This is a genomic window from Rhodoferax sediminis, assembly GCF_006970865.1.
GTDB classification, from domain to species: Bacteria; Pseudomonadota; Gammaproteobacteria; order Burkholderiales; family Burkholderiaceae_C; genus Rhodoferax_A; species Rhodoferax_A sediminis.
The window spans coordinates 1,169,203-1,194,561 of sequence record NZ_CP035503.1 but is presented as its reverse complement, the minus strand read 5'-3'; the positions used below and the strand labels follow the sequence as shown (position 1 = coordinate 1,194,561).

23 protein-coding genes and 1 tRNA gene are annotated in these 25,359 nt (G+C 63.4%); 6 read left to right on the top strand and 18 right to left on the bottom strand.

What is annotated here, in order from left to right:
• Positions 1-11 precede the first annotated feature (11 nt).
• The 7 genes from pgm to gnd are packed head-to-tail and all read right to left on the bottom strand — an operon-like array spanning position 12 to position 8,499.
• Positions 12-1,658 carry a phosphoglucomutase (alpha-D-glucose-1,6-bisphosphate-dependent) gene (gene pgm, locus EUB48_RS05760; protein WP_142818014.1) on the bottom strand — a complete coding sequence of 549 codons (1,647 nt, stop codon included), beginning with the start codon at positions 1,656-1,658 and terminating at the stop codon, positions 12-14.
• Positions 1,649-2,623 carry a 2-deoxy-5-keto-D-gluconate 6-phosphate aldolase domain-containing protein gene (locus EUB48_RS05755; protein WP_142818013.1) on the bottom strand — a complete coding sequence of 325 codons (975 nt, stop codon included), beginning with the start codon at positions 2,621-2,623 and terminating at the stop codon, positions 1,649-1,651. Before EUB48_RS05755 ends, pgm begins: the two co-directional genes overlap by 10 nt.
• Positions 2,620-4,275 carry a glucose-6-phosphate isomerase gene (gene pgi / locus EUB48_RS05750; protein WP_142818012.1) on the bottom strand — a complete coding sequence of 552 codons (1,656 nt, stop codon included), beginning with the start codon at positions 4,273-4,275 and terminating at the stop codon, positions 2,620-2,622. Before pgi ends, EUB48_RS05755 begins: the two co-directional genes overlap by 4 nt.
• The gene (gene tal, locus EUB48_RS05745) at positions 4,272-5,378 is read right to left on the bottom strand and encodes a transaldolase (protein ID WP_142818011.1); all 1,107 of its coding nucleotides are present in this window, start codon (positions 5,376-5,378) and stop codon (positions 4,272-4,274) included. Before tal ends, pgi begins: the two co-directional genes overlap by 4 nt.
• A complete protein-coding gene (locus EUB48_RS05740; protein WP_142818010.1) occupies positions 5,375-6,082 on the bottom strand; it encodes an HAD family hydrolase in 708 nt (235 codons plus the stop codon). Before EUB48_RS05740 ends, tal begins: the two co-directional genes overlap by 4 nt.
• Complete coding sequence (gene zwf / locus EUB48_RS05735) at positions 6,079-7,467, bottom strand: glucose-6-phosphate dehydrogenase (RefSeq protein ID WP_142818009.1); 1,389 nt, start codon at positions 7,465-7,467, stop codon at positions 6,079-6,081. The genes EUB48_RS05740 and zwf overlap by 4 nt, the downstream gene beginning before the upstream one ends.
• A gap of 12 nt (positions 7,468-7,479) precedes the next feature.
• Complete coding sequence (gene gnd, locus EUB48_RS05730; RefSeq protein WP_142821110.1) at positions 7,480-8,499, bottom strand: phosphogluconate dehydrogenase (NAD(+)-dependent, decarboxylating); 1,020 nt, start codon at positions 8,497-8,499, stop codon at positions 7,480-7,482.
• Between the two features lie 319 nt (positions 8,500-8,818).
• Here gnd and rpoH point away from each other — a divergent pair, with 319 nt between their 5' ends.
• Positions 8,819-9,754 carry an RNA polymerase sigma factor RpoH gene (gene rpoH / locus EUB48_RS05725; RefSeq protein WP_142818008.1) on the top strand — a complete coding sequence of 312 codons (936 nt, stop codon included), beginning with the start codon at positions 8,819-8,821 and terminating at the stop codon, positions 9,752-9,754.
• Positions 9,755-9,802: 48 nt separating this feature from the next.
• A complete protein-coding gene (locus tag EUB48_RS05720; RefSeq protein ID WP_142818007.1) occupies positions 9,803-10,795 on the top strand; it encodes a Bug family tripartite tricarboxylate transporter substrate binding protein in 993 nt (330 codons plus the stop codon).
• A 101-nt stretch (positions 10,796-10,896) separates the two neighbouring features.
• Here EUB48_RS05720 and EUB48_RS05715 read toward each other — a convergent pair whose 3' ends face one another.
• Both EUB48_RS05715 and cysM read right to left on the bottom strand, forming a co-directional pair.
• Positions 10,897-11,424: an NUDIX hydrolase gene (locus EUB48_RS05715; protein ID WP_142818006.1), complete on the bottom strand. Its 528-nt coding sequence runs from the start codon at positions 11,422-11,424 to the stop codon at positions 10,897-10,899.
• Positions 11,421-12,323: a cysteine synthase CysM gene (gene cysM / locus EUB48_RS05710; protein ID WP_142818005.1), complete on the bottom strand. Its 903-nt coding sequence runs from the start codon at positions 12,321-12,323 to the stop codon at positions 11,421-11,423. The genes EUB48_RS05715 and cysM overlap by 4 nt, the downstream gene beginning before the upstream one ends.
• A 39-nt stretch (positions 12,324-12,362) precedes the next feature.
• On the opposite strand from cysM, the gene EUB48_RS05705 reads away from it, so the two are divergent.
• Positions 12,363-12,447, top strand: a tRNA-Leu gene (locus EUB48_RS05705).
• 150 nt (positions 12,448-12,597) lie between these two features.
• Positions 12,598-13,635 (top strand): S1C family serine protease, encoded by a 1,038-nt coding sequence (locus EUB48_RS05700; protein ID WP_142818004.1) that lies wholly within the window; start codon positions 12,598-12,600, stop codon positions 13,633-13,635.
• On the opposite strand, the gene EUB48_RS05695 is transcribed toward EUB48_RS05700, so the two are convergent.
• A complete protein-coding gene (locus EUB48_RS05695; protein WP_142818003.1) occupies positions 13,632-14,579 on the bottom strand; it encodes an SDR family oxidoreductase in 948 nt (315 codons plus the stop codon). The two genes, EUB48_RS05700 and EUB48_RS05695, sit on opposite strands and share 4 nt — an antisense overlap.
• Positions 14,580-14,625: 46 nt before the next feature.
• Here EUB48_RS05695 and EUB48_RS05690 point away from each other — a divergent pair, with 46 nt between their 5' ends.
• Positions 14,626-15,666 carry a CDP-6-deoxy-delta-3,4-glucoseen reductase gene (locus EUB48_RS05690; protein ID WP_142818002.1) on the top strand — a complete coding sequence of 347 codons (1,041 nt, stop codon included), beginning with the start codon at positions 14,626-14,628 and terminating at the stop codon, positions 15,664-15,666.
• 8 nt (positions 15,667-15,674) lie between these two features.
• Here EUB48_RS05690 and EUB48_RS05685 read toward each other — a convergent pair whose 3' ends face one another.
• Positions 15,675-16,067, bottom strand: coding sequence for a hypothetical protein (locus EUB48_RS05685; RefSeq protein ID WP_142818001.1), 393 nt, complete (start codon positions 16,065-16,067; stop codon positions 15,675-15,677).
• Positions 16,068-16,184: 117 nt separating this feature from the next.
• On the opposite strand from EUB48_RS05685, the gene EUB48_RS05680 reads away from it, so the two are divergent.
• The gene (locus EUB48_RS05680) at positions 16,185-17,177 is read left to right on the top strand and encodes a Bug family tripartite tricarboxylate transporter substrate binding protein (RefSeq protein ID WP_142818000.1); all 993 of its coding nucleotides are present in this window, start codon (positions 16,185-16,187) and stop codon (positions 17,175-17,177) included.
• A gap of 10 nt (positions 17,178-17,187) precedes the next feature.
• On the opposite strand, the gene EUB48_RS05675 is transcribed toward EUB48_RS05680, so the two are convergent.
• The 7 genes from EUB48_RS05675 to EUB48_RS05645 all read right to left on the bottom strand — a co-directional run bounded on the left by EUB48_RS05675 (position 17,188) and on the right by EUB48_RS05645 (position 25,339).
• Positions 17,188-17,916, bottom strand: a complete 729-nt coding sequence (locus EUB48_RS05675) for an ABC transporter ATP-binding protein (RefSeq protein ID WP_077560356.1) — start codon at positions 17,914-17,916, stop codon at positions 17,188-17,190.
• Between the two features lies 1 nt (position 17,917).
• Complete coding sequence (locus EUB48_RS05670; RefSeq protein ID WP_077560355.1) at positions 17,918-18,694, bottom strand: ABC transporter ATP-binding protein; 777 nt, start codon at positions 18,692-18,694, stop codon at positions 17,918-17,920.
• A gap of 10 nt (positions 18,695-18,704) precedes the next feature.
• The gene (locus EUB48_RS05665) at positions 18,705-19,787 is read right to left on the bottom strand and encodes an ABC transporter permease subunit (RefSeq protein WP_142817999.1); all 1,083 of its coding nucleotides are present in this window, start codon (positions 19,785-19,787) and stop codon (positions 18,705-18,707) included.
• 21 nt (positions 19,788-19,808) lie between these two features.
• Positions 19,809-20,738, bottom strand: a complete 930-nt coding sequence (locus tag EUB48_RS05660) for a branched-chain amino acid ABC transporter permease (RefSeq protein WP_077560353.1) — start codon at positions 20,736-20,738, stop codon at positions 19,809-19,811.
• A gap of 239 nt (positions 20,739-20,977) precedes the next feature.
• Positions 20,978-22,291 carry a replication-associated recombination protein A gene (locus EUB48_RS05655; RefSeq protein WP_142817998.1) on the bottom strand — a complete coding sequence of 438 codons (1,314 nt, stop codon included), beginning with the start codon at positions 22,289-22,291 and terminating at the stop codon, positions 20,978-20,980.
• A 25-nt stretch (positions 22,292-22,316) separates the two neighbouring features.
• On the bottom strand, positions 22,317-22,976 hold the full coding sequence (gene lolA, locus EUB48_RS05650; RefSeq protein WP_142821109.1) for an outer membrane lipoprotein periplasmic chaperone LolA: 660 nt from the start codon (positions 22,974-22,976) through the stop codon (positions 22,317-22,319).
• Between the two features lie 11 nt (positions 22,977-22,987).
• Complete coding sequence (locus EUB48_RS05645) at positions 22,988-25,339, bottom strand: DNA translocase FtsK (protein WP_142817997.1); 2,352 nt, start codon at positions 25,337-25,339, stop codon at positions 22,988-22,990.
• Between the last annotated feature and the right edge of the window lie 20 nt (positions 25,340-25,359).

Sequence of the window (25,359 nt, the reverse complement as noted above, 5' to 3'; positions counted from 1 at the left end):
CTTGGAATGCGTCAATGCTGCGCGAGCGCGGTATCAACGATCTTCTGCGCCTGTTGCAGGATCAAGCGTAGATGCGCCTTATCCTTGAAGCTCTCCGCGTATATTTTGTAGATGTCTTCGGTGCCGGATGGCCGTGCGGCAAACCAGCCACTGGCAGCGGTTACCTTGATGCCACCGATCGGCGCCTGGTTGCCCGGCGCGTGGTCCAGCACGCTGTCGATCTTTTCGCCGGCCAGCTCGGTGCTCTGCACCTGCTTTGGTGACAGCTGCGCGAGCGCGGTCTTTTGTTCGGACGTCGCCGGCGCTTCGACGCGGTCGGCCACCACCTCGCCCAACTCTTGGACCAGGTCGCGATACAGCTCGCCAGGATTGCGACCGCGGCGCGCGGTGATTTCCGCTGACAGCAAGGCCGGCACGATGCCGTCCTTGTCGGTGGTCCACACGGCACCGTCCCTGCGCAGGAACGCCGCGCCTGCGCTTTCCTCGCCGCCGAAACCGAGCGAGCCGTCGAACAACCCGTCGACGAACCATTTGAAGCCGACGGGCACCTCGAAAAGCTGGCGACCCAGCCGCTTGGCGACCCGATCGATCATCGTCGTGCTGACCACGGTCTTGCCAATCGCCGCCTGCTTATTCCATTGCGGTCGATGCTGGAACAGGTAGTCAATCAGCACCGACAGGTAATGATTGGGCTCCATCAAGCCGCCGCTGCGCGTGACGATGCCGTGGCGGTCGTGGTCGGTATCGCAGGCAAACGCAACGTCGTATTGGTCCTTCAGGCCAATCAGCCGCTGCATCGCGTACGACGAGGACGGATCCATGCGGATTTGGCCGTCCCAATCCACCGTCATGAACGCGAACTGCGGATCGACTTCTTCGCTGACCACGGTCAGATCGAGTTTGTAGCGCTCGGCAATCGGCGCCCAGTAATGCACACCGGCGCCACCCAGCGGATCGACCCCCAGATGGACACCGGCGCCGCGAATCACGTCGAAATCGACGATGTTGGCCAAGTCGGAAACATACGCGTTGAGGTAGTCGTGCCCATGCGTTGTTGCGGCCGTGCGCGCCTGCGCCAGCGGCATGCGCTTGACACCCTTCAGGCCGCCTTCAAGCAATGCATTGGCGCGATTCTGGATCCAGCCGGTAACACCGGTGTCGGCCGGGCCGCCATTGGGCGGGTTGTATTTGAAACCGCCATTGTCGGGCGGGTTGTGCGACGGCGTGATCACGATGCCGTCGGCCAGACCCGTCGTGCGAGCGCGGTTGTAGCCAAGGATCGCATGCGATATGCCCGGCGTCGGCGTGTATTCGCCGCCGGCCGCGATCATCGTCTCCACCCCGTTGGCGGCCAGCACCTCCAGCGCGCTGTCAAATGCCGGTTGCGACAGCGCATGGGTATCGATGCCGATGTACAGCGGGCCATTGATACCCTGGCCGGCGCGGTATTCACAGATCGCCTGGCTGATCGCCAGCACATGCCATTCGTTGAAGCTGGTCTCGAACGAGGAGCCGCGATGGCCCGAGGTACCGAATGCCACGCGCTGCCCGGGCACGGAAGGATCGGGGACGCCCGTGTAATAGGCGGCGACGAGTTTGGGCACGTTCACCAGTAGCGCCGGCGGCGCGGGCTTGCCAGCCAAGGGACTTATCTCCATGGCGGCCCTCCGGTCACTATATTTTTTGTAGCGGCCCGCGAAGGGCTGGTAAGGGAATGGCGCGCATTTTCATAGATTTCTACCCATTCACCGTAGCGTTTGGCGACCTGGGACACCGCGTCCTCTCGTGTGAGTGCTTTTGATTCGAAGCCCTCCACCGCATCCCAGAAAGTCGTACGCCCGACCGCGAAGCCAATGAATCCGGGCACGGACGCGGCTGTCTTGAGCCAGTGGATCACTTTTGTCTCATCGGCACCGCGTCCCAGCACGATGCAGCCGACATCTCCGCGGCCGTCGCGCCGCGCAATTTCAACGAGCCGCTCGCAGTCCTCCATGCGCTCGAGCCCTTCGATCTTCCAGACATCCGGTTCGACGCCCGCATCCTGCAAGCTGCGGATGGTCTGGCGCATCAAGGCAGGGCGAAGCTGCTCGTCGTAGGCATTCTTGTCCGCCCGAACGCTCTCCATCTGCGCCTTCGTGGCCGGTACCAGCAGCTCGAACATGAAGCGCTGGTCGGCCGAGCGGCAGTGCTCCGAAAGCTGCTTGAGTCGGGCGGTCTGGCGTTGATTCAACGCTGCGTCACCTTCCGGGTTGTAACGCACCAGCACCTTGGCGAAAGTTGGTTTGAAGGCTTCAAGGTGCGCCGCAAAGGCGTCGCCATATTCGAATTGAAACTCATCCGAGCCACTCTTCTCCACCGAGATCGCCGTAACGTAGCCGCTCGCAGCGGCGTCGCGAAGAATGTCGGCGCCGAATTCCTCGTCCACCAGGATGCCGGCCGCCCCGACGGGCACCGGCCCGGCGAGCGCCTGCCGGAATCCCTCATAGATGAGCCGCTTGCTGCGGACCACCCTGTCGTGCTCGTCCGCCGTCAGCGGCGGTTTGAAATGAAACATGCCGGTGACGTAGGAGCCGCGATGGTCGAACGGCAACAGGTACAGCGACTCGGTGTAGCCCAGGCTCATGATGATTCCTTCCGGAGCCGGCGGTAGCGCCGGATCAATGCGTTGGTCGAGCTGTCGTGCGCGAGCTTCGGCTCGTCCGTGCTTTCAAGCTCGGGAATGATGCGCTGCGCCAGTACCTTGCCCAGTTCGACCCCCCACTGGTCGAACGAGTCGATATCCCAGATCACCCCCTGTGTGAAGACACTGTGCTCGTACAGCGCGACCAGTTGCCCGAGCGTCTGCGGGGTCAGCCGCTCAGCGAGAAGGGTGTTGGTTGGGCGGTTGCCTTCAAAGGTGCGATGCGGCACCAGCCAGGCGGGGGTTCCTTCGGCCTCGACCTGCTCTTTCGTCTTGCCAAACGCGAGCGCTTCGGTCTGCGCGAGCAGGTTGGCCAGCAACAGATCGTGATGGCGCCCCAGCGGATTCAGTGACTGGCAAAACCCGATGAAGTCGCAGGGCACCAACCGGGTGCCCTGGTGGATAAGCTGGTAGAACGAATGCTGGCCGTTGGTGCCCGGCTCGCCCCAGTAGATCGGCCCGGTCGACACATCGACGGGAGCGCCCTCCAGCGTGACGTGCTTGCCGTTGCTCTCCATCGTCAATTGCTGCAGATAGGCGGGAAAGCGCTTGAGATAGTGCTCATACGGCAGCACCGCGACCGTCTCGGCACCCAGGAAATTGTTGTTCCAGATCGCCAGCAGCCCCATCAGAACCGGCAGATTTCGCTCGAACGGGGTGCTGCGAAAATGCTGGTCCATTGCATGAAAGCCGGACAACATGGCGCGAAAATTCTCCGCTCCAATGGCGAGCATCGTGGACAGGCCCACGGCCGAATCCATCGAATAGCGGCCACCGACCCAGTCCCAGAAGCCGAACATGTTGGCGGTGGCTATGCCGAACTTCGCCACGCCTTCGGCGTTCGTCGAGACGGCAACGAAATGTCGCTGAACTGCCCGCTCGTCCTTGAGCTTGCGCAGGCTCCAGGCGCGCGCCGAGTGCGCATTGGTCAGCGTCTCCAGCGTGGTGAACGTCTTGGAACAGATGACGAACAGCGTTTCTTCCGGATCCAGGTCGCGTGTGGCTTCCTCGAAGTCCGTGCCATCGACGTTGGAGATGAAGCGGAACGTCAGGTCGCGCTGACTGTAGTGCCGCAGTGCCTCGTAGGCCATGACCGGGCCGAGATCCGAACCGCCAATGCCGATGTTGATGATGTTGCGGATGGGCCGGCCGGTATAACCCAGCCAGCTTGCGCTGCGCACGCTCTCGGAAAAAATCGCCATGTGATCGAGAACGGCATGGACTTCCGGCACGACGTCGGCGCCATCGACCTCGATCCGCTCGCCCGGCTGCGCGCGCAGGGCAACGTGCAGCACCGCCCGCTGCTCGCTCGCGTTGATCTTCTGGCCGCTGAACATGGCCTCGATGCGGTCGGCCAGACCGCACTCGTCGGCCAGCTGCAGAAGCAGCTTGAGCGTCTCGTCGGTCACGCGATTCTTCGAGTAATCGAGATAGAGGTCGGCGCCTTCGGCGGTCAATCGCTCGCCTCGCTGTGGATCGTCGGCAAAGATCTGCCGCAAATGCAGATTGCGCACTTGTTCGTGATGCGCCGCAAGAGCCTTCCATGCGGGCCGGTCAGCGAGTCGCAGGTGCGGTGTGGAGGCCGGGGTGTTCATGATTGCGCGCCCCCACCAGGCTGGCCTTTCGCAAGCGTTGCGCTCTTGCTTGCAATGACCGCCATCAAATCGCTCCAGGACTTGCTGAACGATTCGGCCCCCTCGCGCTGCAACCGGGTGGCCAGCGCTGCGTCGTCCACGCCGGCCTGCGCGAACGCCGCGAGCACTTCTTCCGCATCGCCCCCGTCCGCCGCCATGTCAGCGTTCACGATGCCATGATCGGCAAAAGCCAGCAGCGTCTTTTCGGGGATGGTGTTGATGGTGTCGGGCGCAGCGAGCGCCTCCAGATATAGCGTATCGGGCGCCGCCGGGTCCTTGGTGCCGGTGCTGGCCCACAACAGGCGTTGCGGCTGGGCGCCGGCGTTTGCCAGCGTGCGCCAGCGCGACGAGACCAGGAGCTCACGATAGGCCCGGTACGTGCGCTGTGCAATGGCAATACCCAGACGATTGCGAAGCGCTTCGGGAACCTGGTCCTTGACGGCCACATCCCAGCGGCTCACGAAAATCGAGGCGACCGAGCCGACTTTAGGGTCGCGTCCCGCGGCGATGCGCCGTTCGATGCCGCGCATATAGGCGCCGGCGGCCGCGAGGTATTGTTCCCGGGAGAACAGCAAGGTGACGTTGATCGGTACGCCAGCAAAAATCGATTCTTCAATGGCAATGATGCCCGCTGGTGTGCCTGGAATCTTGATGAACAGATTGGGCCGCGCTGCGCGTGCATGGAGCTGCGCGGCTTCGCGCACCGTGGCCGCCGCATCGTTGGCCAGCAACGGTGACACTTCCAGCGAGACCCAGCCGTCCACGCCGGCCGTGGCCTCGTGGCTGGGGCGGAACAGATCCGCGGCCCGGGTCAGGTCTTCCAGTGCCAAATCAAAAAACAAAGCCTCGCCCGATTTTCCTGCAGCGGCCTTTTTCTGAATCGCCTCGTCGTAGAAGTTCGTGCCTCGAATGGCGAGATCGAAGATCGTCGGATTCGAAGTGAGGCCGGTCACCGAGAAGTCGTGCAGGTAGCGCTGCAAGGTACCGCTTTCCAGCAGTCCGCGCGTGATGTTGTCGAGCCACAGGCTTTGCCCGAGCTCGTGAAGTTGTTGGGTAGCGTTCATGGTGACCTCTTTTCTGTATGGCCCGCGCGGATGGCATCCAGCGAGGCCGGCAAGTCGCAATGGATCAAATCGCCGATGTGCTCGACCATCAGATCTGCAGCGGGATAAGTCGCGATGTTGTTGGGATCGAGGGCGTAGTGCCCCTGGCGTGGAAAGACGGTTGTCAGCCGCTCGCCCATCACGTTCTTCATGGCGGCCAGAATGCGCAGCTTGTCATCGACCATGACGTAGCGGCGGGCCGGATAGCGCCGCTCCACGTCGCCGAGCATTCTCTCTTTATGAACATAGATCAGCACGCGCCCTTCGACTGCCTGCCATAGCCCCGAGCGCTGGATTTTTCGCGGCTGGAAGACCACGTCGCCGTCCGACAAAACAACCGTCGGCCCATGCCGGCCAAGATATTTGATCACGTCAAGCACGCCTGGATACAACCGGGCGGCAAACGGGTAGTCCAATAAAAACGCGGACATTTGCAACAGGCGTGGATCGCTCGTTGCGTCCAGACGGTAACGCTGCAATGCGCCCAGGTAATCCGCGTATCCCAGTTCGGTGCGCAATGCTTCGAAAATTTCCCAGTAGCGATCCCGGTTCGCGGTGCCGAACTCGCGCTCGAGGTGTGTGCGCAGATCGCACTGCACGCGGTCGTTGTCGAGCAGCGTGTTGTCGCAGTCAAACAGAAAAACTATTTCCTCTGGCGTTTTCATGGAGACGCCACCTTCAGTGCGGGGTTGTGCCATTGATCGCCGTCAGCCATCAGCAGCTCCGCTGCCGCGGGCCCCCAGGTATCCGGTTCATAGCTGGTGACTGGCACGGCGTTGCCGAGGACTGGGTCCACCACGCGCCAGGCTGCCTCGACCGTGTCGCCGCGCGTGAACAACGCGGCGTCTCCCCGCAGCGCATCACCAAGCAGACGTTCGTAGGGTGTCATCTCGTCGCCGGGACTGTGATGTGCGATCAGTTCTGTGGCCGATCCAACCATTGATTCCCCGGGTACCTTGGTTCGTGCCCCGATCGAAATCAAAACATCGGGGCTGAGCCGGAAGCGGAAATAGTTCGCCCGGCCGGAATCGTCGGCATCGAATATCGCGCGGGACGGCGGCTTGAGCTCGACCATCACTTCGGTGCACGTGACGGGTAGTTGTTTGCCGGCACGAATGTAGAACGGCACCCCCTCCCAGCGCGCGTTATCGATATACAGCCGCAGCGCCGCGAACGTCTCTACCTGGGAGCTGGGCGACACGCCGTCCTCGCCGAGATATCCGCGGAATTGACCCCGGACGACCTCTGTTGGGGCAAGCGGACGCATGGCGCTCAAGACCCGCAACTTTTCGTCCCGTATCGCATCGGGACCGCCATCCGTCGGGGGCTCCATCGCGAGCAGCGCCAGGACCTGCAGCATGTGGTTCTGCACCACATCGCGTATCGCTCCGACCTCCTCATAGAAGGCGCCTCGTCCCTGCACCCCCATTTGCTCGGCCATGGTGATCTGCACACTTGCGACATGATCGCGGCACCAGACCGGCTCAAGGATGGTATTGGCAAACCGGAAATAGAGCAGGTTCTCGACCGCCTCCTTGCCGAGGTAGTGATCGATGCGAAAAATGGCGTCCTCGGCAAAGGATTTGTGCAGCGTACGATTGAGTAGCTGCGCCGAAGCAAGATCGCGGCCAAACGGCTTTTCCACGACGACCCGGGCATCGCGGACGCAGCCGGATTTGGCGAGCCCGTGTATGACGGACTCGAACATGCCCGGCGGAATGGCAAGATAGTGCAGCGGCCGTGCCGCGCTACCCAATGCCCGACGCAGTTGCTCATACGTTGCGTCGTCCTGGTAGTCGCCGCTCACATACTGGAGCCGGGCCGAGAGTTTTGCAAACGCATCGGCATCCAGACCGCCATGCTTTTGCAGGCTGTCGCGCGCGCGGTCCCGGAACTGGTCAAGATTCCAGCCCGATCTCGCCACCCCGATGATGGGCAGATCGAAGTGCCCATGCTTGATCATCGCCTGTAGCGCCGGGAATACCTGCTTGTAAGCCAGGTCACCCGTCGCACCAAAGAAAACAAGGGCGTCGCAGTGAGGTGCCGTCATTGTTCGCTCCCCTTACTGCTTGGCGGTCTTTTCCACATGGCCGCCAAATCCGTGCCGCATGGCCGACAACACCTTGTCGGAAAAACCGGCCTCCCCGCGCGAACTGAAACGCTCAAAGAGCGCGGCGCTCAGGATGGGTACCGGCACGGCTTCGTCGATTGCCGCCGCAACCGTCCACCGGCCTTCTCCGGAGTCCGACACGCGGCCCGCATAACTTTCCAGCTTCGGATCCGTCAGCAGCGCGCTCGCGGTGAGATCGAGCAGCCAGGAGCCGATCACGCTGCCTCGGCGCCAGAGCTCCGTGATCTCGGGCAGATCCAGTTCGTATTGATAAAACTCCGGGTTGCGCAGCGGTGTCGTTTCGGCGTCCGAGTCGCTCTTCTGCTTGCCCACATTGGCGTTGCGCAGAACATTCAGTCCCTCGGCATAGGCACCCATGATGCCGTATTCGATGCCGTTGTGAACCATCTTGACAAAGTGGCCGGCGCCTTGCGGGCCACAGTGCAGGTAGCCCTGCTCGGCGGTACTGCCGGGTTTTTTCCGGCCGGCCGTGGGCGGCGCCGCGTCGATGCCTGGAGCGAGCGCGGCAAAGATCGGAGCAAGGTGCTGGACGACCTCCTTTTCACCCCCGACCATCAGGCAATAGCCTCGATCGAGTCCGGCGACGCCCCCGCTCGTTCCAACATCCACGTAGTGGATCTGCTTCGATTTCGCCTCGGTCCCGCGCCGGATATCGTCGCGGTAATACGAGTTGCCCCCATCGATAATGATGTCACCTGGCTGGAGCAGCGGAATCAGCGTGGCCAGCATATCGTCCACCGCCGCGGCCGGAACCATCAACCACACCGCACGCGGCGCGGCCAGTCGCGCGACAAAATCTTCGACCGAAAAGGTCCCGATCGCGCCTTGGGCCTGCAGGTTCTTGACGGCCTGCGGGGTGCGGTCATAGACCACACACTCGTGGTCTGCCTTGACCAGGCGACACACCATGTTGGCGCCCATACGTCCCAATCCGATCATTCCGAGTTGCATAGTGAGCCCCTTATCTTTCATGGATGCGGTGACGGCATCTGCGCCCGATGGCAGGATGAGCAAGGTGCGGCCCCTCAAAGCCCGGCCGCGTGACCGAACTCACACTCAAGCATGGAATGCGCCTTGTCTTGCGGCTAGCGGACGGCGCCCCCACCCGCTGTAGTAAATGTCCTACGAATCCGGATATGACAAATGTGCAGGGCCGGGCCGCACCCGGTGGCCGCCGATAGCCGAAAACTACCGATGGCATTGAACTTATCGTTTAGCACTCTCTCCAATAGAGTGCTAATATTTAAATTCTTACGAAAGGACTTCTGGTATGTCAACTCAAACTGGAGCCTCTAGCACCGCCCTGGCGGTCGTAAACCCGTGGGCGCTGATGCCCCCGCTGGGAAATCTGGACGCCTATATTTCGGCGGTCAACCGCCTGCCCATGCTCACCCTGGAGCAGGAGCAGGAGTTTGCCCGCAAGCTCCAACAAAACAATGACCTGGAAGCCGCCGGAAAGCTGGTGCTATCGCACCTGCGGCTGGTGGTTTCGGTCTCGCGCAAGTACCTGGGCTATGGCCTGCCGCACGGCGACCTGATCCAGGAGGGCAATATCGGCCTGATGAAGGCCGTGAAACGCTTCGACCCCGACCAGGGCGTGCGCCTGGTGAGCTATGCGCTGCACTGGATCAAGGCCGAGATTCACGAATACATCCTGAAAAACTGGCGCATGGTCAAGGTGGCCACCACCAAGGCACAGCGCAAGCTGTTTTTCAATCTGCGTTCGATGAAGCAGGGCTTCAAGTCCGATGCGCTGGACGCCGACACGCACCGCGAAACCCTGAGCGAGTCCGAAATCGACGTGATGGCACGCGAACTCAATGTCAAGCGCGCCGACGTGACGGAGATGGAAACCCGTCTCTCGGGCGGCGACGTGATGCTCGACCCGGGCGCGTCCGACGATGGCGACGACGGCTATGGCCCGATTGCCTATTTGGCCGACGCGCATCACGAACCGACCGCGATGATCGAGGCGCACCAGCGCGACGTACTGGCCAGCGACGGCATTGCCAGCGCGCTGGCCACGCTCGATAACCGCAGCCGGCGCATCGTCGAGGAGCGCTGGCTCAAGGTCAACGATGACGGCTCGGGCGGCATGACGCTGCACGACCTGGCCGCGGTCTATGGCGTCAGCGCCGAACGCATTCGCCAGATCGAGGTCGCGGCCATGAAGAAGATGAAAAAGGCGCTGGTCGAGTACGCCTGAGCGGACATCGGTGCTGGCGGTAACATCGTGTTTTTTACGGAAACACGCATGCTTCGCCACCTCCTCAAGAACGCTATATTTCTGATAGCTGCTACCGCAGTATCCACCGGGGCTTTGGCCCAGAAAGCCTCCAAAGCACCGGCCGCCTGGCCGACCAAACCGCTGCGGATCCTGGTCGGCTTTCCGGGCGGCTCCTCGCCCGACCTGGTGGCGCGCGCCCTGCAGGAGCCCCTGTCCAAGGCCCTGGGCCAGCCCGTGATCGTGGAAAATCGCCCCGGCGCGGGCGGCAACATCGCTGCCAACCTGGTGGCCAAGGCCACGGATGACCACACCATCGGCGTGATGATCAACGGCAACATGACGATTGCCAAGCTGCTGAACCCGGCCACCCCGTACGATCCCGAAAAGGACCTGGCGCCGATCAGCCTGATCGGCACCGCCCCGCTGGTGCTGACGGTCCCGGTATCGGCGCCCGGCCACAACGCGCAGGATTTCTTTGTGGCGGCGCGCAATGCCGGCAACAAATGGAGCTATGGCAGCCCCGGCGTTGGCACGGTGGGCCACATCGGCATGGAGCTGCTCAAGGCCAAGACCGGCATCGATCCCGTGCACGTTCCCTACCCGGGCAACCCGCAGGTCATCGCCGCCATGATCGGCGGCCAGATCAACCTGGCGCTGCTGCCCCCGGGCCTGGCGACCACGCAAATACGCGCGGGCAAGCTCCGGGCGATTGGCGTCACCTCGGCCGGGCGCAGTTCGCTGGCCCCCGAGATTCCAAGCCTGGCCGAAGCCGGCATCCAGGGCTACCAGCTTGAAATCTGGACCGCCGCGGCCGCTCCGGCCAACATGCCCAAGCCCATCTTGGCACGCCTCTCGGCCCTGATCAGCGAAATTGTGCGCACCCCCGAGATGCGCCAGAAGCTGTTCATTCAGGGCTGGCAGGTTGCCGGCACCTCGCCCGAGGGGCTGGCCAACCGCATCAAGTCCGATACCGCCCTGCTCGGTGGCGTGATCGCAATGCGTGGCATCCGGGTCGATTGAGGGGTTCGCGGTCCCGCCACGAGGGGGTGGGACAAGCCACCGTTTGCTATTGAATTAATAGCTATACGAGAACGCTGGACATGGGCTACAGTCACTTTTCATCAAGTTCTTGACCATTCCACGAATTGCGGCTCATGCCCGCGCGACTTGAGCCAGTCGGCCAGCGCGTAGCCGGTGCCGGCGGGCCAGCACTTCACCGCCTGCGGCGTGTACAGCCGGTAGTCCGCCAGTTCGGGTGACAGCCGCACCTCGCCTTCGGCCAGCGCATGGTAGGCGATGATGATCTGGTTCATGCGCTGAAAGTCGTACACGCCAATCAGATCGAGCGCGCGGGCATCCAGGTTGGTTTCTTCCTTGATCTCGCGCGCGATGCCGCCCTCGGGCGTTTCGCCGGCCTCCATGAAGCCCGTGATCAGGGCGTACATCTTGCCGGTCCATGCGGCGTTGCGCGCCAGCAAAATCTGCCCCTGGTATTCGATCACGGCCGCCAGCACGGGTGTGGGATTGTTCCAGTGGGTATAGCCGCAGGCCACACAGCGCAGCCGCTCCTTCTCGCCGCCGTCCTCCAGTTGGGCGATCCACTCCAGCGGCGTCGCGCAGTTGGGGCAGAAACGGAATTCCTGGCTCATGCAGGAAACACGCCGGTCGAGAGGTAGCGGTCGCCGCGGTCGCAGACGATGAACACGATGGTCGCGTTTTCTTCGCGCCTGGCGATCTCCTGCGCCACCCAGCACGCCCCGCCTGACGAAATGCCCGCAAAGATCCCCTCTTCGCGCGCCATGCGCCGGACCATCTCCTCGGCCTCGTCCTGGCTCACGTACACCAGTTCGTCCACATAGGTCGCGTCATAAATCTTCGGCAAATATTCCTGCGGCCACTTGCGGATGCCGGGAATGCGCGAGCCCTCGGACGGTTGCGCACCCACCACCTTGATGCCCGGGTTTTTCTCTTTCAAATAGCGCGACACGCCGGTAATGGTGCCGGTGGTGCCCATGGCGCTGACAAAATGCGTCACCTTGCCGTGCGTGTCGGCCCAGATTTCGGGGCCGGTCGCCTCATAGTGAATGCGAGGGTTGTCCATGTTGGCGAACTGGTCGAGCACGTGGCCCTTGCCTTCTTTTTGCATTTTTTCGGCCAGGTCACGCGAGTACTCGATGCCACCGCTCTTCGGGGTCAGGATTAATTCGGCGCCGAACGCCTTCATGGTCTGGGCGCGCTCGACGGACAAGTCCTCCGGCATGATCAGCACCATGTGATAGCCCCGGATCGCGGCCGCCATCGCCAGCGCAATGCCGGTGTTGCCCGAGGTGGCCTCGATCAGCGTGGTGCCGGGCTTGATCTCGCCGCGCTCTTCGGCGCGCTTGATCATCGACAGGGCGGGACGGTCCTTGACCGAGCCGGCCGGGTTGTTGCCCTCGAGCTTGCCGAGGACCACATTGCCGCGCTGGGCGTTGCCGGATGCGTTGATGCGCTGCAGCGCCACCAGCGGAGTTTTGCCAATGGCGTCTTCAATGGTTAAGTAGTTCATAGCCAGCACTGTGCCATAATTTCGGATTACCCTCCTGCCGCCCGGGTGGTGAAATTGGTAGACGCAGGGGACTCAAAATCCCCCGCCGCAAGGCGTGCCGGTTCGATTCCGGCCCCGGGCACCAGCGCTGGAAGACTCCAAGCCCCTATCCCAACGGATATGGGGCTTTTTTATGGGAAATACAGGTGCTGGCAGGCGGGGCAAGCCAAACCGGTGCAGCAGATTCGAACGCGCGAACTATAAATGCAAGTACACCGCTGTTCGGGAGTTCATCATGCGCACCCTCGGTTGTTGGTCCAGCTGGTTCTGGCGGAGTCTTTCAGCATCGCTGCTGGCGCTGAGCCAGGCCGCCGCCGCAGCGGCGCCCCAGTCTGCGCAGGGACAGGCCATGCTGGATGCGCTCAACCGGGCCGATGCGGCCGTCGTGGGCGTGCAGGTCACGGCGATAGACGGCGCACGCACGGCCGACACGCTGGGCCAGGAGCGCAGCGGCTCTGGCGTGGTCATCGGGCCGGACGGACTGATCCTGACCATTGGCTACCTGATGCTGGAGGCCGACCAGATCCAGATCGTGACCCAGGACCACAAAACACTGCCCGCCAGAGCCGTGGCCTATGACCTGGCCACCGGTTTTGGGTTGCTCAAATCGCTGCTGCCGCTACGCGGCATCAGGCCGGTGAAGCTGGGCAGCTTGAGGGAACTGGAATTGGGCGAACCGATGATCGTGGCCACCGGCGGTGACGACGGCGGGGTCGCCATTACGGAGCTGGTCAGCAAACGCGCATTTTCCGGCAACTGGGAATACCACATCGACGCGGCACTGTTCACCAGCCCGCCCATTGCCGGTCATTCCGGCGCACCACTGTTCAACCGCAGGGGCGAGTTGGTGGGCATTGGCAGCCTGCTGGTGCTGGATGCCACGGGCGGGGGTCAAGGCCTGCCCGGCAATATGTTTGTGCCGGTCGACCTGCTCAAACCCATATTGGCGGAGTTGCAGAGAACCGGCAGCAGCAAACCAAGCCGGCGTCCCTGGCTGGGGCTGACGTCCAGCGACCAGGGCGGTCATGTGCAGGTCCTGCGCGTCAACCCGGACAGCCCCGCGCAATCGGCAGGGCTGCAGCCGGGCGATCTGGTGCTGGCCGTGGATGGCACCAAGGTGGTCACACTCGATGCGTTTTATAAAAAGCTCTGGGAGCACGCCGAGCCGAATGCCGAAATCCGGCTGACGGTGCTGCAAGGCGCCGACGTCAAGACCATCAGCGTGCATGCGGTGGACCGCATGACGACTCTGCAAAAACCTGCAGGCATTTAAACCTTGCGGGACTCTGTTTCTGGCAGCAGTCCGGTATCGACGGTCGGATAGCGCAGGATCAGCCGCAGTTCGCGCTTCATGCGCGTGTTGTCCATCAGGCGCGACTCATTCATGAAGCTGAGCAGCACCAGTGGCAGTTGGTCCTGTGCGGTGTCGCGCGGCACGCGCGGGGGCTTGGGCAAGCCGTACAGCGTGGCCGCCAGGTCGAAATAAGCGCCCATCTTGAGCCGGGTGTCATCGTTCACGTTGTAGACCCGCTGCGGCTTGCCGCGCCACAGCGCCAGCAGGCAGGCCCGCGCCAGATCGTCGGCGTGGATGTGGTTGGTATAGACATCGTCCCGGTCCACCAGCACGGGAGTGCGCCTGAGCAGGCGCGCAAGCGGCGTGCCGCCTTCGCGGTCCGGAGCATAGATTCCCGGAATGCGCAGGATACTGGTGCGTACCCCGCCGGCCTGCATCGTGCTGCGGCCCAGAAACCGCACGGCCTGCTCGGCCGATACCCGTTTGCTGGCCCGGGGCGTGCGTGGGCTCGCAGCCCGTGTCTCGGCCACCAGGGCGCCCTGGCAGTCGCCATACACGCCGCTGGTCGAGCCATAGACAAAAGAAGCCGGTGCGGAGCGCAGGCGCAGCACCTGGGTCAGCGCGCGCGTTCGCGGATCGCCCCAGCCCTCGGCCGGCGGGGGCGCCAGATAGACCACGCGCGTGGCAATGCCGGCAAGCCGGCGCAGGCTGGCTGGCACGTCCAGGTTGCCGTGCAAAGGGGTGATGCCGCGCGCGCGCAATTCGCTCACGCGCTGCGGCGACGAGGTCAACGCGAGCAGGCGCATGCGGCCCGCCATGCCGCGCGCCACACGCATTCCGACGTCGCCACAGCCCACCATCAACACCCGTTCGCGGCGAAAGCGCGCGGGCAAGGCGCCAAGAGGGGATTGGTTTGAGGGCAAAATCGGGAGTTGGTGAAAAGAAGATTCCCCCGAGGATACCGAAAAGATGACCTTCAATATCTCTGTGCTGCCCAGTGGCCGCAGCTTTGTCGCCAACCCCGGCGAAGCGATTCTGGCGGCAGGCATCCGCGCCGGCGTGGGGCTGCCATACGGTTGCAAGGACGGTGCCTGCGGTTCGTGCAAGTGCAGGAAGATTGAAGGCACGGTGGTGCACGGTCCGCACCAGAGCAAGGCGCTGTCCCCCGAGGAGGAAGCCAGCGGCTTCATCCTGACCTGCTGCGGCGTGCCGCACAGCGACGTCGTGCTGGAGTCGCGCCAGGTGACGGATGAGAGCGCCTTTCCGGTCCGCAAGATGCCCACGCGCGTGATCGGGCTGGAGAAAAAATCGCACGACGTCATGCTGGTCAAGCTGCAGCTGCCGGCCAACGACACGTTCAAGTACCATGCGGGCCAATACATCGAATTCATCCTGCGCGATGGCGCGCGGCGCAGCTACTCGATGGGCAACGCGCCGCACAACGGGCCTGGCGTGGAACTGCACATTCGCCACATGCCGGGTGGCAAGTTCACCGACCATGTGTTCCATACGATGAAAGACAAGGAGATACTGCGCGTGGAAGGCCCGTACGGCAGCTTCTTTCTGCGCGAGGACTCGACCAAACCGATGATCCTGCTGGCCTCGGGCACGGGCTTTGCGCCGATCAAGGCAGTGATCGAGCACATACAGTTCAAGGGCATGGACCGCCCCGCCACGCTCTACTGGGGCGGGCGTCGCCCCGAAGACTTGTATCTGGACGACTGGGTCAGGGCGCGTGTGGCCGAGATGCCCAACCTGAGCTATGTACCGGTGATCTCCGACGCCCTGCCCGAGGATGGATGGAGCGGGCGCACGGGCTTCGTGCACAAGGCCGTGCTGGAGGATTTTCCGGACCTCTCAGGCTACCAGGTGTACGCCTGCGGCGCGCCCATCGTGGTGGACTCCGCGCGCGCCGACTACACCCGCCTGGCGGGCTTGTCGGCGGATGAGTTCTACGCCGACGCATTCACCACCGAGGCCGACAAGGCCCAGGCCGGCATCGTCACCTGAAGCTGCGCTCAGGAAGCCGGGGCCGCCTTTGCCGGCTGATGCTTGTGCATGGGGTGGCCGCCATGGTGGCGATGCATCTTGTGGACTGGCGCGGCCTGATCCCCTTTTTCAAGGCTGGCTTTGTAGTCTGCCTCCGCGGCCGCCATGCGCTCCTCGCGCGTCGTCGTCGGCTCGGCCCCGGTCGGCGCCGCAGCAGCGGCAGCCTTGTGGGCGTGCCCGTGCATCCGCATCTTGTGCGCTGCCGCCTTGTGCTGGGTAGCGGGCGCGGCGGCCGCAGGGGCGGGCGCCGGGGTGACGGCAGGAGTCGCAGGGGGAGTCTGGGCAAACGCGAGGCCACCGGTGGTGAGGGCGGCTGCAATCAGTAATGGGTGAATTTTCATATTGGATTCCTTCAAAATCATGGAAAACATTCCACACCCATAACGCAAAGGACGACATGGAGACGGACAGCGTTCGCGCAAAGTGATGTAAGGGATTGTCACGGTGGCGCGCCAGCCATTGTTTTGCACAATAGGGCCATGAAACGTCGACACCTCTTCCCTGCCCTGGCCCAGGCGCTGGCACTTTCCGCCATCCCTTTGCTGACCCTCTCCCCGACCCTCGCGCAAGCCCAGGCGCACCCGATCCGGCTCATCGTGCCTTACGGCGCAGGCGGTCCGATCGACCTGACGGCCCGCATTTTGGCCGAGGCCGTGAAGGATACGCTCGGGCCGGTCATCATCGACAACAAGCCGGGGGCGGGCGGCAACATCGGCGCCGACATGATCGCCAAGGCCGCCCCCGACGGCCTGACGATCGGCATCGCAGCCACCGCCACCAACGCCGTCAACCCTTGGCTGTACCGCAAGATGTCCTACAACGCGGCGACCGATTTCGCGCCCATCACGCAAATCCTGCGTGTACCCAACGTGCTGGTGATGAACGCCGAGACAGCCCGGCGCTTCAAGATCAACAGCGTACGCGACCTGATTGCGTATGCCAGAGCCCATCCCGGCACGCTCAACTACGGCAGCGGCGGCAATGGCAGTGCGGGCCACCTGGCGGGCGAGATGTTCAAGGCGCAAGCCGGGGTTTTTGCCGTTCACATTCCCTACAACGGCGGCAACCCCGCGCAGCTGGCATTGCTGAGCGGCCAGGTCGACTTCAACTTCGACAACCTCGCGACTGCCGCGCCCAACATCCGCTCCGGCAAGCTCAAGGCCATCGCGGTGACCACGCTCGCGCGCTCACCCGCGTTGCCGGACGTACCGCCCGTGGCCGATACGCTCAAGGGCTTTTCGATCGATACCTGGTGGGGCCTGGTGGCGCCGGCAGGCACACCGAAAGAGGTGATTGCCAGGCTGAATCATGCGTTCGTGGCAGCGCTGAATGCGCCGGAAACCAGAACACGCTTTGCCAGCCTGCTGGCGGAACCGGTCCCGAGCACGCCCGAGGCGTTCGGCGCCTTCATGAAGAGCGAGCTCGCGAAGTACGAGAAAGTGGTGAAGGCCTCGGGCGCCACCGTCGACTGAGGCGCCGCCCTTACTCGCCCAGATAGGCCGCGCGCACCTTCGGGTCGCTCAACATCTGTTTGGCATCGCCGCTCATGGTGATGATGCCCGACTCCATGACATAGCCGCGATTCGCAATGCTCAGCGCCCGGCTGGCGTTCTGCTCGACCAGCAGGACGGTCACGCCCTGTGCGTACACGTCGCGAATTACCTCGAAGATCTTGTCCACCATGATGGGGCTCAGGCCCATGGACGGCTCATCCATCAACAGCACCTTGGGCCGGCTCATCAACGCACGGCCCATGGCCAGCATTTGCTGCTCGCCGCCCGACATGGTGCCGGCCAGTTGGTCCTTGCGCTCCTTCAGGCGCGGGAAGATGGTGAACATCTTGTCGATATCGGCCGCTATGTCAGCCTTGTCGTTGCGCACGTAGGCGCCCATCTGCAGGTTCTCGGTAATGCTCATGCGGGCAAACACGCCGCGGCCCTCGGGCACCATGGCCAGGCCCTGCTTCACCAGATCCCAGGGCCCCTGGCCCTTGATGCTCCTGCCCATGTATTCAATGTCGCCGTCGGCAATGGAAAGGCTGCCGGTAATGGCCTTCATGGTGGTGGTCTTGCCGGCCCCGTTGGAGCCGATCAGCGAGACCAGCTCGCCCTCGTGCACCTCGAAGTCCACCCCCTTGACGGCCTGGATGCCCCCGTAGGCGACCTTCAGGCCGCTCACTTTGAGTAATGTATTTGCGTTGGTGTTGGCCATATCAGTGTCCCCCTGTCCCCAGGTAGGCCTCGATCACTTTTTCGTTCTTCTGCACGGTAGCGGGTGTCCCTTCGGCAATCTGCTTGCCGTAGTCCAGCACGGTGACGCGGTCGCACAGTCCCATGACGAGTTTCACGTCGTGCTCGATCAGCAAGATGGTGCGGTTGTCATTGCGGATGCGATTGATCAGCTCGCGCAGCAGCACCTTTTCAGTTGCGTTCATGCCGGCCGCGGGCTCGTCCAGCGCAATCAGCTGCGGGTCGGTGGCCAGCGCGCGCGCAATCTCCAGGCGGCGCTGGTCGCCGTAGCTCAGCGTGCGCGCCTTGTAGTCGGCGAACTTGCCAATGCCCACGTAGTCGAGCAGCTCATGCCCGCGCTTGGCAATGGCGGCTTCCTCGGCCTTGAAGCCGGGGCCGCGAAAAATCGCGCCGAATACACCCGAATGGGTCCGCACATGGCGTCCCACCATCACGTTCTCGATCGCCGTCATGTCGGAGAACAGACGAATATTCTGGAAGGTACGCGCAATGCCGGCCTTGGCGACTTCGTGCACGGCATGCGGCTTATAGGGTTTTCCGGCCAGCTCGAAGGTGCCGCTGTCAGGGGTGTACAAGCCCGTGAGCACGTTGAAGAACGTGGTCTTGCCGGCGCCATTGGGCCCGATCAGGCCGTAGACCTGGCCGCGCTCGATGCGGATGCCCACGTCGCTGAGCGCTTGCAAACCACCGAACCGCTTGGAAACGCCGGAGACGTTGAGGACTGTGTCTGTATCTGCCATGTCGCCCTCCTTATTTCTTGGTTAGCAGTGACTTGCCACGCTCGGGCGAGGGCCATAGGCCGCGCGGACGCAGCAGCATGATGATGATCATGGCCAGTGCAATCAGCAGCTGGCGCAGGATGGCGGAGTCGAGCCGGCCGCCGGTCATGCCCTGCAGCGGACCGGCAACGAAACGCAGCACCTCGGGCAGCGCCGACAGCAGCACGGCGCCAAGGATCACGCCGGGCAAGTGCCCCGTACCGCCCAGCACCACCATGGCGACGATCATCACCGACTCCATCAGGCTGAATGACTCGGGTGACACAAAGCCCTGGAAAGCCGCAAACATGGTACCTGCCACGCCGCCAAAGGTGGCGCCCATGCCGAACGCCAGCAATTTCATGTTGCGGGTGTTGATGCCCATGGCCTTGGCCGCAATTTCGTCTTCCCGAATGGCCATCCAGGCGCGGCCGATGCGTGACAACTGAAGGCGGTGGCAGACCACCACACTGATGATGACCAGCGCCAGGAACAGGTAGTAATACAGGCTGACCGAGGCGACCTCGAATCCAAACACCGTGACCGGCCGGCCCAGGTTCAGCCCAAAGAGGGTGATGGGGTCGATCTGGTTGACCCCCTTCGGACCATTGGTGAGATTGATGGGCTGATCCAGGTTGTTCATGAACACCCGGATGATTTCACCGAAACCGAGTGTCACGATGGCCAGGTAGTCGCCGCGCAGCTTGAGTACCGGCACGCCCAGGATCACGCCGAACGCGCCCGCCAGCAGGGCGCCGGCCGGAAGCACCAGCCACAGCGGTGAATGAAGGCCCTGGGGAAACATGGCGGCGATAGCCGGAAAGTTGTCCGTCAGTTGCGGCGAGGCCAGCAGGGCGTACATGTAGGCACCAATGGCGAAGAAAGCCACGTAGCCCAGGTCCAGCAGGCCGGCAAAGCCCACCACGATGTTCAGGCCCAGGGCCAGCATCACGTACAGGAGCGAGCTGTCGAGGATGCGGATCCAGGCATTGCCCGCGCTTTGCAGCACCAGCGGCAGGATCAGCAGTGCGATGCCTGCCAGGAAGAAAACAATCAGTTGGTTTTTCTGTTTCATGTCGAGTCTCCTTGGCCGCGCTCAGGACCGGTCCGCCACACGTTCACCCAGCAGGCCCGATGGCCGCAGCGTGAGCATGCCGATCAGCACGATAAAGGCGAAGATGTCGCTGTAGTTGCTGCCGAGAAAGCCGCCCGTCACTTGCCCGATATAACCCGCGCCGATGGACTCGATCAGTCCGAGCAGAATGCCGCCGACCACGGCGCCGGCCAGGTTGCCGATGCCGCCAAACACGGCAGCGGTAAAGGCCTTGAGGCCGGGCAGGAAACCCATGGTGTGCTGCACCGTGCCGTAGTTGGAGGCGTACATCACACCGGCAATGGCGGCCAGCACCGCGCCGATGACGAAGGTGGCCGAAATCACCTGGTCGGGCTTGACCCCCATCAGTGCCGCCACCCCCGGGTTCTCGGAGGTGGCGCGCATGGCCCGGCCGAGCCGCGTGTAGTTCACCACCCACATCAGCACGGCCAGCGAGACCGCGGTGAAGCCCAGAATCAGGATCTGCGTCGGCGTGATCACCGCGCCGCCGATACTCAAAGGTGCGCTCGGCAGCAGCGTCGGATACGGTTTGTAGTTGGGCTTCCAGATGATCATGGCCAGCGTCTGCAGCAGCAGCGACATGCCGACGGCGGTAATCAGGGGAGCCAGTTTGGGGGCGTTGCGCAGCGGCCGGTAAGCCACTTTTTCGATCACGAAGTTGAGCGCGGCGGCCACCACGCACGCGATGATCAGCGAGATCAGCAAGACCAGCCAGCCTGGCGTGCCGGGCATCGCGTCGCGCATGTAGCCGATGATGGTCCAGCTGGTCATGGCCCCGACCATCAGCACTTCGCCGTGCGCAAAATTGATCAGGTTGATGATGCCATACACCATGGTGTAGCCCAGGGCGATCAAGGCATACATGCTGCCCAGCACCAGACCGTTGATGATCTGCTGAAGCAGGATATCCATAAAAATTCTCCGTTTTGTAATCGGCTGATGTGCTAGCTGACATCTGCTTGGGCCAGAAAAGCTGACCGGTTTGCAGTGTGACCTTGTGAGTCCTTTCTTTCACCTAGCAAAAACCCGCCAGTGTGCAGCCGGTGGCGGGTTTGTGGTGCGAGATTGTAGCGAAGGGCCTTTCACGCATGGCGCTGATTTGCACGGGTTTACCCTTGGTCAAGTCCGACCATCAGGGCTTTTAAAGCTTATTAGTTTTTCTGATTATTGAGGCGTTTGAGCTCGCGCAAGCGCTCCGCGATCCGGATCTCCAACCCGCGCTCCACCGGGCGGTAGAAGCCCGGCGCCGTCATGTCGTCCGGCCAGTAACGCTCGCCCGCCGCAAAGCCACCGGCCTCGTCGTGCGCGTAGCGGTAGTTCTTGCCGTAGTCCAGCGTCTTCATGAGCTGGGTCGGTGCGTTGCGCAAATGCAGCGGCACCGCGCGCGTGCCGTCCTTCTTCACAAAACTTTTCGCCTCGTTGAAGGCCTTGTAGACCGCGTTCGATTTGGGCGCCACCGCCAGATAAACCACACATTCGGCCAGCGCCAGTTCGCCCTCGGGGGTGCCGAGCCGCTCATACACTTCAGCCGCATCGAGCGCCAGGCGCAGCGCGCGCGGATCGGCCAGGCCGATGTCTTCGCTGGCCATGCGGATCAGGCGGCGCGCCATGTAGCGCGGGTCGGCCCCGCCGTCGAGCATGCGCACCAGCCAGTACAGCGCGGCGTCCGGGTCGGAGCCGCGCACCGATTTGTGCAGCGCGCTGATGGTGTCGTAGAACTGCTCGCCGCCCTTGTCGTAGCGGCGCATGCGCTCGCCCAAAACCTTGAGCAGCCAGGCATCGGTGATCTCGCTGCGCTGCTCGCGCTCGGCCGCCACCGCCAGCGTCTCCAGCGTATTGAGCAGCCGCCGCGCGTCACCATCGGCGTACGCCACCAGGCGCTCGATTGCTATGGTTTCAATAGCTGGTACCGCGCATATCGCCTGGGCCTTGGCCACTATTTGCTTTAAGTCCGCTTCCGACAAGGGCTGCAGCACGTACACCGTGGCGCGCGACAGCAACGCGGAGTTGACCTCGAACGAGGGGTTCTCGGTGGTCGCGCCAATGAAGGTGAACAGGCCGCTCTCCACATGCGGCAGGAACGCATCCTGCTGGCTTTTATTAAAGCGGTGCACCTCGTCGACAAACACGATGGTGTGCCGCCCGCCGCCGCTGCCCGTCCCGAAGCTGCTGCCCAACAGGTTGCCCTGCGCCACCTGGGCCTGCTCCACCGCCTCGCGGATGTCCTTCACGCCGCCCAGCACCGCGCTGATAGTGATGAACTGGGCATCGAAGGCGTCGGCCATCAGCCGCGCAATGGTGGTCTTGCCGGTGCCGGGCGGGCCCCACAGAATGCAGCTGTGCGGCTGGCCCGACTCGAACGCGATGCGCAGCGCCATGCCCTCGCCCAGCAGGTGCTGCTGGCCCACCACCTCGGCAAGCAGGTGCGGGCGCAGGCGCTCGGCCAGCGGCACGTTCGGACTCATGGACCATTCATCCTTGCGCGCGCCGTCACTGGCGGATCACGTCCGCCCCCGCGGGCGGCTTGAACACAAAGGCGTCGGCCGGCAGGGCGGCGTTGACCTCGAACTGGCTGAAGGTCAGCACCGAGCGCTGGCCAAAGCTGTCCAGAATCTCCAGCACGGCGAGCTGGCTGCCGCCGTCGCCCGGCTTGAAGCCGACGCGCACGCTTTGCAACTGGCCATCCTTGGCCTTCGGGCTCGCGACCACCCACTGCAGCCCGTCCTTGTCCGGCGCGTCCCGCAGGTTGAAGTCGGCCTGCAGCGCGTGCAGATCGGGCGCCGCCGCAATCAGCGCAGCCGGCGTGGAGGCCAGCAGCTGCGCCTGCTTGCGCGCCGTCACCTGGTTCAGGTCCACGTCGTACAGCCAGAGCGTCTGGCCGTCCGCCACGATGCTTTGCTCGAACGGCTTCTGGTAGAGAAACTTGAACCGGTTGGGCCGCAAAAACTCGAAGGTACCGGTCGACGTCTTGCTGCGCGCACTCTGGCCGGGCCGGGCCGGCGCGGTCACGACCTGGCTGAACTCGGCGCGCCCGCTCTTCACCGTCTTGACGAACGACTCAAGGCTTTCCATGCCGCCAGCCCTTGCCAGTTGTGCACATCCTGCTATCAAAAAAATAGCAAACAGTTTTCTCAGGGGATGAACTTGCATCTGCATCGTGGTTACTCCGCTCGCGCCGGCACGAGAATCTCGCGCTGGCCGCTGCCGCTCATGGCGCTCACCAGGCCGGCCTTTTCCATGTCTTCGACCAGGCGCGCAGCGCGGTTGTAGCCGATCTTCAAATGGCGCTGCACCAGCGAAATGCTGGCCTTGCGGTTTTTCAGCACGACCTCGACCGCCTGGTCGTACATCGGGTCCTTCTCGCCGGCGCCGTCCATCGCGCCATCAACGCCCTCTTCGCCATCGACCGTGCCGCCTTCGAGCACGCCTTCGATGTAGTTGGCCGGGCCCTGCGACTTCAGGTAGCTCACCACGCGGTGCACCTCCTCGTCGCTCACAAAGGCACCATGCACACGGATCGGGAAGCCCGTGCCGCTCGGCATGTAGAGCATGTCGCCCATGCCGAGCAGGGCTTCGGCGCCCATCTGGTCCAGGATGGTGCGCGAGTCGATCTTGCTGGACACCTGGAACGCAATGCGCGTCGGGATATTGGCCTTGATCAGGCCCGTGATTACGTCCACGCTGGGACGCTGGGTGGCCAGGATCAGGTGGATGCCGGCGGCACGCGCCTTTTGCGCCAGGCGCGCGATCAGCTCCTCGATCTTCTTGCCCACCACCATCATCAGGTCGGCCAGTTCGTCGATCACCACCACGATGTGCGGCAAGCGGTCGAGTGGCTCGGGAGAATCGGGCGTCAGGCTGAACGGGTTGTAGATGAATTCCTCGCGCGCCTTGGCCTCGTCAATCTTGGCGTTGTAGCCCGCCAGGTTGCGCACCCCCATCTTGCTCAGCAGCTTGTAGCGGCGCTCCATCTCGGCCACGCACCAGGTCAGGCCATGGGCAGCCTGGCGCATGTCGGTCACCACGGGCGCCAGCAGGTGCGGAATGCCCTCGTAGACCGACATCTCCAGCATCTTGGGGTCAATCATCAAGAGCCGCACATCGCGCGCCTCGGCCTTGTACAGCAGCGACAGGATCATGGCGTTGATGCCGACCGATTTGCCCGAGCCCGTGGTGCCGGCCACCAGCACGTGCGGCATCTTGGCCAGGTCGGCTACCACCGGGTTGCCCACGATGTCCTTGCCCAGTCCCATGGTCAGCAGCGACCTGGCTTCGTTGTAGATTTGCGAGCCCAGAATTTCGGACAGCTTGATGGACTGCCGCTTGGCGTTGGGCAGCTCCAGCGCCATGTAGTTCTTGCCCGGAATGGTCTCGATCACGCGGATCGAGATCAGGCTCAGCGAGCGCGCCAGATCGCGCGCCAGATTCACCACCTGCGAGCCCTTCACGCCGGTGGCCGGCTCGATCTCATAGCGCGTGATCACCGGCCCCGGCGAGGCCAGCACCACGCGCACTTCCACGCCAAAGTCCTTGAGTTTTTTCTCGATCAGGCGGCTGGTCATCTCCAGCGTCTCGGGCGCCACGGTTTCCTGGCGCGTGAGCGCCCCGTCGAGCAGATCCACCTGCGGCAGCTTGCTGTCGGGCAGTTCGGTGAACAGCGGCTTCTGGCGTTCCTTGGCCACGCGCTCGCTCTTGGGGACCGCGACCAGCACCGGCTCGATCAGGACCGGGTTGGGATGGTGCTCTTCAATCTCGGTCCGCTCTTCCAGCAGCACTTCCTCGCGTTCGCGCGCGGCCTGCTTGCCCAGCGCCAGATCCTCGGCGATTTCGCGTTTTTCGCGGCGCGACTCGACCAGCGAATAAAGCTTCGCACCGACGCGCTCGGCCACGTGCGCCCATGAAAAGCGGAACACCAGCGCGGCGCCAATCACCCCCAGCACAATGCCCACCAATCCCGAGCCGGTGAAGCCCAGCCATTTGACGCTGGCGGGTCCGACCAGATAGCCGAGCACACCACCGGCAGAGCCTGGCAGGCTGGACTCGAAACGGTACATGCGCGACCACTCCAGCGCCGTGCTCGCGCACAGCAGCAGCGCCAGGGCGCACCAGAACGCCGCGCGACTGGCGGCAAAACGGCCCAACCGCGAGGCATCATGGGGCGCGGACGCCACCAGGGCAGCCCGGTCATCCCCGCGCAGCCCGCGCGCCAGCGCGGCAAGCCAGGCACGCACAGCGGCCGCAAAGCACCACCAGGCAGAAAAACCCAGCAGGAAATAGCTGGCGTCGGCAATCCAGGCCCCCAGGCGGCCGCCCAGGTTGCGCACCGGACCGCCATAGCCCGAAGTGGACCAGGCGGCGTCCTGCGGCGAGTAGCTAAGTAGCGCCAGTAGCCAGAAAACAATGGCCAGCAACCCCAGAATCAGGCCGACCTCATGAACGAAGCGGGTGGCGCCGGAGCGTTCCGGTGTTTTGACGGACGAAGACGAATTCAGGGTATTGAGCGAGTAAGTCATAGGCGAAGCGTAGGGCGCCA

What these genes read in the sequence shown, in the direction of transcription:
- EUB48_RS05645 (WP_142817997.1), bottom strand. Translation starts at nt 25,339, where the DNA reads ATGACTTACTCGCTCAATACCCTGAATTCGTCTTCGTCCGTCAAAACA.
- EUB48_RS05740 (WP_142818010.1), bottom strand. Translation starts at nt 6,082, where the DNA reads ATGAAAACGCCAGAGGAAATAGTTTTTCTGTTTGACTGCGACAACACG.
- EUB48_RS05675 (WP_077560356.1), bottom strand. Translation starts at nt 17,916, where the DNA reads ATGGCCAACACCAACGCAAATACATTACTCAAAGTGAGCGGCCTGAAG.
- EUB48_RS05670 (WP_077560355.1), bottom strand. Translation starts at nt 18,694, where the DNA reads ATGGCAGATACAGACACAGTCCTCAACGTCTCCGGCGTTTCCAAGCGG.
- rpoH (WP_142818008.1), top strand. Translation starts at nt 8,819, where the DNA reads ATGTCAACTCAAACTGGAGCCTCTAGCACCGCCCTGGCGGTCGTAAAC.
- pgi (WP_142818012.1), bottom strand. Translation starts at nt 4,275, where the DNA reads ATGAACACCCCGGCCTCCACACCGCACCTGCGACTCGCTGACCGGCCC.
- gnd (WP_142821110.1), bottom strand. Translation starts at nt 8,499, where the DNA reads ATGCAACTCGGAATGATCGGATTGGGACGTATGGGCGCCAACATGGTG.
- lolA (WP_142821109.1), bottom strand. Translation starts at nt 22,976, where the DNA reads ATGCAAGTTCATCCCCTGAGAAAACTGTTTGCTATTTTTTTGATAGCA.
- zwf (WP_142818009.1), bottom strand. Translation starts at nt 7,467, where the DNA reads ATGACGGCACCTCACTGCGACGCCCTTGTTTTCTTTGGTGCGACGGGT.
- EUB48_RS05700 (WP_142818004.1), top strand. Translation starts at nt 12,598, where the DNA reads ATGCGCACCCTCGGTTGTTGGTCCAGCTGGTTCTGGCGGAGTCTTTCA.
- tal (WP_142818011.1), bottom strand. Translation starts at nt 5,378, where the DNA reads ATGAACGCTACCCAACAACTTCACGAGCTCGGGCAAAGCCTGTGGCTC.
- EUB48_RS05690 (WP_142818002.1), top strand. Translation starts at nt 14,626, where the DNA reads ATGACCTTCAATATCTCTGTGCTGCCCAGTGGCCGCAGCTTTGTCGCC.
- EUB48_RS05720 (WP_142818007.1), top strand. Translation starts at nt 9,803, where the DNA reads ATGCTTCGCCACCTCCTCAAGAACGCTATATTTCTGATAGCTGCTACC.
- EUB48_RS05685 (WP_142818001.1), bottom strand. Translation starts at nt 16,067, where the DNA reads ATGATTTTGAAGGAATCCAATATGAAAATTCACCCATTACTGATTGCA.
- pgm (WP_142818014.1), bottom strand. Translation starts at nt 1,658, where the DNA reads ATGGAGATAAGTCCCTTGGCTGGCAAGCCCGCGCCGCCGGCGCTACTG.
- EUB48_RS05680 (WP_142818000.1), top strand. Translation starts at nt 16,185, where the DNA reads ATGAAACGTCGACACCTCTTCCCTGCCCTGGCCCAGGCGCTGGCACTT.
- cysM (WP_142818005.1), bottom strand. Translation starts at nt 12,323, where the DNA reads ATGAACTACTTAACCATTGAAGACGCCATTGGCAAAACTCCGCTGGTG.
- EUB48_RS05655 (WP_142817998.1), bottom strand. Translation starts at nt 22,291, where the DNA reads ATGAGTCCGAACGTGCCGCTGGCCGAGCGCCTGCGCCCGCACCTGCTT.
- EUB48_RS05715 (WP_142818006.1), bottom strand. Translation starts at nt 11,424, where the DNA reads ATGAGCCAGGAATTCCGTTTCTGCCCCAACTGCGCGACGCCGCTGGAG.
- EUB48_RS05755 (WP_142818013.1), bottom strand. Translation starts at nt 2,623, where the DNA reads ATGAGCCTGGGCTACACCGAGTCGCTGTACCTGTTGCCGTTCGACCAT.
- EUB48_RS05665 (WP_142817999.1), bottom strand. Translation starts at nt 19,787, where the DNA reads ATGAAACAGAAAAACCAACTGATTGTTTTCTTCCTGGCAGGCATCGCA.
- EUB48_RS05660 (WP_077560353.1), bottom strand. Translation starts at nt 20,738, where the DNA reads ATGGATATCCTGCTTCAGCAGATCATCAACGGTCTGGTGCTGGGCAGC.